General features: G+C 67.1%; 5 protein-coding genes and 2 pseudogenes. 2 read left to right on the forward strand and 5 right to left on the reverse strand.

From position 1 onward, the window contains the following. Positions 1–91: 91 nt before the first annotated feature. The 4 genes from ACFXKG_RS40920 to ACFXKG_RS40935 all read right to left on the reverse strand — a co-directional run bounded on the left by ACFXKG_RS40920 (position 92) and on the right by ACFXKG_RS40935 (position 4187). Entirely contained in the window at positions 92–1417 is a 1326-nt protein-coding gene (locus ACFXKG_RS40920; protein WP_384850625.1) for a multicopper oxidase family protein, read from the reverse strand. A gap of 179 nt (positions 1418–1596) precedes the next feature. Then, positions 1597–2115, reverse strand: coding sequence for a hypothetical protein (locus ACFXKG_RS40925; RefSeq protein ID WP_384850628.1), 519 nt, complete (start codon positions 2113–2115; stop codon positions 1597–1599). Then, positions 2108–3682: an MFS transporter gene (locus ACFXKG_RS40930; RefSeq protein WP_384850631.1), complete on the reverse strand. Its 1575-nt coding sequence runs from the start codon at positions 3680–3682 to the stop codon at positions 2108–2110. The genes ACFXKG_RS40925 and ACFXKG_RS40930 overlap by 8 nt, the downstream gene beginning before the upstream one ends. Further along, on the reverse strand, positions 3675–4187 hold the full coding sequence (locus tag ACFXKG_RS40935) for a TetR/AcrR family transcriptional regulator (RefSeq protein ID WP_384850634.1): 513 nt from the start codon (positions 4185–4187) through the stop codon (positions 3675–3677). Before ACFXKG_RS40935 ends, ACFXKG_RS40930 begins: the two co-directional genes overlap by 8 nt. 183 nt (positions 4188–4370) lie before the next feature. Here ACFXKG_RS40935 and ACFXKG_RS40940 point away from each other — a divergent pair. Further along, positions 4371–4625, forward strand: a pseudogene (locus ACFXKG_RS40940) (transposase); the annotation flags it as partial. A 116-nt stretch (positions 4626–4741) separates the two neighbouring features. Next, positions 4742–4876, forward strand: a pseudogene (locus ACFXKG_RS40945) (IS30 family transposase); the annotation flags it as partial. Positions 4877–5343: 467 nt separating this feature from the next. Here ACFXKG_RS40945 and ACFXKG_RS40950 read toward each other — a convergent pair. After that, positions 5344–6093 (reverse strand): transposase family protein, encoded by a 750-nt coding sequence (locus ACFXKG_RS40950; protein WP_384850637.1) that lies wholly within the window; start codon positions 6091–6093, stop codon positions 5344–5346. Positions 6094–6193: the final 100 nt, after the last annotated feature.

Here is a 6193-nt window from a genome sequence, read left to right on the forward strand (position 1 = left end):
AGCTCGGCGACCGCTACCGTGCCGGAGTAGTCCTGGCTTCCTTGATCCTCTGGCTCCGCGAGTCCACGGGTAATCATTTGTCAGACAGGCCCTAGTGGTGGTGTTCGTTGGTGGGGGGCTGGTATGCGGGTTCTTGGCCGGGGCGGAGGATGAGGAATTGGCCCATCATGCCTTGGTCTTCGTGCCAGAGCATGTGGCAGTGGTACATGTACGGAGTGGTGGGGTCGGTGTATTCGGTGAACCGCATGATGAGGGTGACGCCGCTCCCGGGCGGGATGTAGACGGTGTCCTTCCAGCCGGCCAGTTCGGGCGGGGGCGGGGTGCCGTCGATGTCGAGGATCTGGAATTGGACGTCGTGGACGTGGAAGTTGTGGGCTTGTTCGTCGCTGTTCCACACCTCCCAGGTTTCTGTGGTGTCGACGGTGACGGTCTCATCGATCCGCGCCATGTCCATGGCTTGACCGTTGATGCGGTTGTTGTTGAGATCGAACGTCCGGGTGGTGGCCGCCAGGTCGGTGGTGAGCCGTTCGATCTCGTTCAGTCGGCCAGGCAGGTTCGGCGAGGGGGTGAGTGTCGCCGCGGCGCGGAGTTCGATGATGTCGGCGGTGTCGTTGGCTCCGCTGGTTTGGGGGCGGGCTCCCCACAGGCCGAGGTCTTGCGGGTAGGAGCGCAGCCGCACCGTTTCGCTGGGGCGCATCCGGATGACGATCTCTATCCTTTCTCCCGGCGTGAGGAGGGTTCGGGTCGCTTCGACTGGTGTGCTGAGGAGGCCGCCGTCGGTGCCGATGATGGCGAAGGTGCGGTCGTCGGAGAACCCGAAGTTGTAGCTGCGGGCGGTGGAGGCGTTCAGGACGCGTAGGCGGGTGAGTTCGGCTGTGATGTCCAGGTATGGCGCGGCGGTGCCGTTGACGAGGATGGTGTCGCCGATCATGCCGTTGTCGCGGCGAGAGGTTTCTACGAGTTGGCCACCGCTGTCGAAGGTCTTGTCCTGCACGATCAGGGGGATGTCGTTGACGCCGTAGTCGCGGGGGAGCGAGAGAGCGGCGTCCTGGTCGTCGTCGAGGATGAACATGCCGCCGAGGCCGCGGTAGACGTGTCGTTCGGTTTTGCCGTGCGGGTGTGGGTGGTACCAGAGGGTGGCGGCGGGTTGGTTGACCACCCATTCGGGGTGCCAGGTCTTTCCGGGCGCGATCATCTGGTGCGGGCCGCCGTCAGCCTTTGCTGGGAGGTGCATGCCGTGCCAGTGCAGCGTGGTGGCCTCGTCGAGGGTGTTGCGGAAATCGATGCGGACGGCCTCACCGCGACGCGCGCGGAGGGTGGGACCGAGGATCGGGCCGTTGATCCCCCATGTCTTGGTCTTCCCGCCGGCCACGATGGTGCTGCGTCCGGACTGAGCTGTCAGGTCGAACACGCTCACTCCGTTCTCCACTGTCTTAGCGGCCAGTGGGGGTATGTAGACCGGGTTCGCTGGTGTTTTGCGGATGACCCGTTCGGTGTTGCGGGGGTCGGTGAGCGTGCAACCGGTGACAGTGAGTCCGAGCGCGCCGAGTCGCAGGAATCCGCGTCGGTTCATCCCGGAGCCGGGTCGAGTCTGGTTCATTCCGAACGGTCTTTCGCTCGTGGGGTCGCTGCCGCGCCGGCCTCTGCCGTGGCGTCTGCGTGGGCGGCCCTGTGGTCATTGGGGAGTTCGGTGTCGTCGGCGCGGGGGTGCTGCGTGGTCTCCGTGGTGCGTGGGCTGTGTCGGGTCACGATCCAGCACAGCAGCAGCGAAAGAACCAGGATGGCGATGCCGAGAGGCAGGTGCAGGGACAGCAGCCCGGTGTCTCCCAGGACGTACTGGGCGCCTTCGGCCGCGAGCGTCACTGCGGCCAGGATCGGGACCACGCCGGGGCCGCGACCAGGCCGCCACCACACGATCGCCAACAGAACCAGCAGAGTGGCGACGGTAAGGATCGCGTAGCCGTTACCGGCATGCAGCTCCAAGGCGCGTGCGTCGCCTTCCAGGCTGCGCCCGGCAAGGATCGGCTGTGCGATCACAAGCAGGGCATGCAGTACGGCACCAGCCAGGAGTGCAATATGGATGATCTGGCGTCGGGTGAGTGACTGCTCAGACATGGGAGTCTTTCTCTTCGTGTTCGGGGAGGCCGTGGGTGGCGAGGTCGGTGGACTTGGGAACCAGCCAGAACACCAGCCCCGTGACGGCCAGCAGGAGCATCCCGCCGGCGAGGGAGGTCCGCGCGAGCGCGGTCCCGAACGCGTCGGTGGCTGCCTGCGCCAGTCCGGTGGCGCCGGTCTGCTCGGCGACGGTCATCGCACCGACCGGGGAGTCGGCGGCCATGGTGGCCAGGTCGCCGGTCACCCCGTCGGCGGCGAACCTGTCGGTGTTGATCTGCTGCCCGTACACGGCGGCCGCGATGCTGCCGAGGATCGCGATGCCGAGCACGTTGCCGAGGTCATACATGGATTCCTCGATCGCGGCCGCGTGCCCCGCTTTCGCTTCCGGGGTGCTCCCCATGATCAGTGCCGAGGCGATCGCCAATGACCCGGTGCTTGCCCCCACCAGGACGAGGACGACGGCGAGCTGCCAGTAGGCCAGCGAGTTGCCCGCGGCGAACAACAGGACCATCCCGGCACCGGCGATCCCGAGGCCGCCTGTCAGCACGAGTCGCGGGCCTATCCAGCGCGCCAGGAGAGGGGCGAGCGGGGCGAACAGGAACGATCCGGCCGCCATCGGCAGCAGCGCGACCCCGGCCAGCAGCGGTGACATGCCTTCAGATATCTGCAGCCAGGTTGCGACCAGCAGCAGCAGTGCGGACATGCCCAACATCGAGGTGAGTGCGGTGATCGCACCGGCTGCGAACGGCCGGCGTGCGAACAAACGCACGTCCAGCAGCGGTCGCGGCCGGGCCAGACACCTCCGCACGAACAGTGCCAGCAGGATCCCGGCGCACAGCAGTGCGCCGAGGCCCCGCAGGTCGGTCCACTCAGCCTCGGCGAGACGCTTGACGCCCCACACCAGCAGCACCATTCCCAAAACCGACAGGGCCGTTGCGACCACATCCCACCGTCCCGGATGCGGGTCCTCGGCCTCCGGCAGCAGCACTATCCCCGCGATGAGCGCGGCGACGGCGAACGGAATGTTGATCAGGAATGCGGCGGACCAGCCGAACTGCTCCATCAGCGCCCCGCCCACGACCGGACCGATCACCGCGCCCAGCCCGGACACCGACGCCCACACCGCCAGCGCCAGCGCCCGTTCTTTCGGGTCGCGGAAGATCGTGCGGATCAACGACAACGTCGCCGGCATCACCATCGCGCCGCCCACACCCAGCAGAGCGCGGATCGCAATCACATGCCCCGGAGCCGACGCGAACAGCACCACCAACGAGCCCGTACCGAACACCACGAAACCGAGCAGCAGCACCCGTTTCCGACCGATCCGGTCTGCGAACAGACTCATCGGGATCAGCAGCCCCGCCAGCACCAGCGAGTACACGTCGACGATCCACAACTGCTCCGTCGGGGACGGGCCGAGATCGCGGATCAGATCCGGCAAAGCCATGATCACGATCGTCATATCCATCACGACGACCAGCAGCGCGCCCGACAGCATGATCAGCGCCGCCCAGCGTTGCCGGACAGACATCGCCGTCGTACTCGTCGGACCGAACAGGTCAAACATCTTCATCCTCCAGCAGCAAACGGAACACCCGCGTCAGCTCTTCCTCCGGCAACGGGCCGTCGTGCAACATCGCGTACGTCGACATCCCGTCACCGAACACCGCCACCGCGCGTGCTGCCGCGACACCGACGCGCGGGGTCAGCATCTCCACCAGCGCGTCGAACCAATGGGTCGCCAGCGGCCGCAACTCCACGTCCTCGGTCGCGACGATGTAGAACGCAGCGTCCGACCGGACCCGCGCCGGGTCGCTGAGGTACTCGAAGAACACCCGGCCCAACACCGCCGGCAGATCCTCCGCCGCCGCGAGATCCTCGGCCAGGCCTGAGACACCCTCACCGATCCACGACCCGAGATGGTCCAGCGCCGCATCCCGCAACGCCAGAAGCGACGGGAAATGCTGCGTGGTCGAACTCAACGGAACGCCCGCCCGCGCGGCGATCTTCCGATGCGTTAAGCCGCTCACGCCGGACTCCACGATCAGCTCGGCCGTCGCCTCGACGATCACACGCTTGCGTCCCTCAGGATCTCTCCGGGCCCTTGCACTCATCATAGTGCACAAGTGTACATGTACAAATGTGCACTAGCGGGGTGTTGGGGTTTGCCCCTATTCGTGGATATCTCTTGAGGGTCGGATCGCGGGGTCTGAGGAGGAGGCGTCCGGGTGGCTGAGAGGTGATATCCGGAGGAGTTCAAGCGGGACGCGGTCGAGCGGGTGACATCCACCGGCCGGTCGATCAACTCGGTGGCCCGGGGGCTCGGGGCCAACACCGAGTCGCTGCGGCAGTGGGTCCGGGCGGGCGGCGACCCTGCCGTGGCTGCGGGCGGTGACGCCGTGACGCCGGCCGAGCGTGAGGAGCTGAAGCGGCTGCCTCTCCCCTCTGGCTCTGTCGGTAAACGATGGCGCCCTCAAGTGATCAACGCACCACCACGGATGATCATGTGATCGTGGAGGCACAGGTGCGTGACTACGGGTTTTCGCCTGCTCAGCAGGATGAGATCTGGAGACGCTGGCGCGAGGGGCAGTCGTTCAGTTTGATCGGGCGGGCGCTCGGGGCACCGATGCAGCACGCGCGTCGGTTCCTGTACCAGAGCGGCGGCGTCCGCCTCACCCCTCAGACACGATCAGAGCGGCATCTGAGCGGCAGCGAGCGCGAGGAGATATCCCGCGGGATCGCCGCCGGGGAATCTGGCCGGCAGCTGGCCAGGCGGCTGGGCCGATCGCCTTCGACCGTCTCCCGCGAGATTGCCCGCAACGGAGGCCGGGACCGCTACCGAGCCGCATCCGCAGATGAGGCCGCCTACGAGCGCGGGCGCCGGCCCAAGCAGGCCAAGCTCGCCCAACAACCGGCTCTGCGCGCCCTGGTGGAGGCCAAGCTGGCCCTGTGCTGGTCTCCCGATCAGACCGCAGGATGGCTGCGACGCCAGTTCCCTGGTGACACCGCCATGCAGATCTCGCACGAAGCGATCTACCTCTCGCTCTACGACCCTCGTCGCCAGGCGATCGACCGCAGCCTCACACAGTGCCTGCGGTCGGCCCGCCCATGCGCCGCCCGAAGATCGCCCGTCGGCCTACCGGGCGGGGCATCATCCGCGGCATGGTGTCCATCACCGCCCGCCCTGCCGAGGTCGAGGACCGGAAGGTCCCCGGTCACTGAGCATTTTCAGCGTTGCTTCTCCAGGGTGAGGACGGCTTTGGTGATGACGCTCATGCGGTTGGGGCTGACGCGCGATCTGCGGAAGATCTGCCAGGACTTCAGCCGTGCCATGCCTCGTTCGACGGGTGCCCGGGCCGCAGACAGGGCCCGGTTCACGGTCCGCTCGGTGAGGGTGAGTTCACCGCCTGGTGGGCGGCGCTTGGCTGTGGTGACCCAGTCGCCCGCACCGATGTAGGCCATGTCGGCGAGGATCGGAACGCCCTGGAGCGCGCAGATCCGGAGGATGTTGTGGGTGCGGGCGGCCGTCAGATCGTGGGTCCGGCCCGGCAGTGCCGGCGACAGCCACAGAATCTCGCCGGCCGGGTCCGTAACGACCTGCACGTTCACCCCGTGTCGCTTGCATTTCGAGGAGTAGTCGGCCCTGCCGTCGCCGACGCGGTCGCACTCTGCGAGTGTGCCGTCCAGGAGGACGAAGTCCGGGTCATGCGCGCGCAGCGTCTTCAGCAGGCCCGGCGCCTGCTCGGCGAGCAGAGTGGTGACTGCGGTGACGTAGGCGTGGGCGGTGCCGACGGATATCCTGAAGGCCGCGGCGATACGGGCGAGGGTGTCGTGGCGACGCAGGTACACGAGTGCGACCAGCGCACGACGGTGAGGCGGGAGTTTGCACCGTCGGTCACCCTCGCGGGTGACGATGAGCATCGTGACCCACTCGACCAGGGCGTGAGGTAGGTCGAGTGCGGCAGGATAGTTGACCAACGAGGCCCCGAGCAGCGTGATTGAGACGTCGAACACCTCCCTCAACGGCACGGGAGCCCTGTCCGTTGCGCATCCCCACCTCATGCCGCCCCGCTACCCG

Source organism: Streptomyces sp. NPDC059255 (assembly GCF_042752355.1).
Classification (GTDB): domain Bacteria; phylum Actinomycetota; class Actinomycetes; order Streptomycetales; family Streptomycetaceae; genus Streptomyces.

Excerpts from the sequence above, each read along its gene's own strand:
- ACFXKG_RS40925 (WP_384850628.1), bottom strand. The coding sequence starts at position 2,115 with ATGTCTGAGCAGTCACTCACCCGACGCCAGATCATCCATATTGCACTC.
- ACFXKG_RS40930 (WP_384850631.1), bottom strand. The coding sequence starts at position 3,682 with ATGTTTGACCTGTTCGGTCCGACGAGTACGACGGCGATGTCTGTCCGG.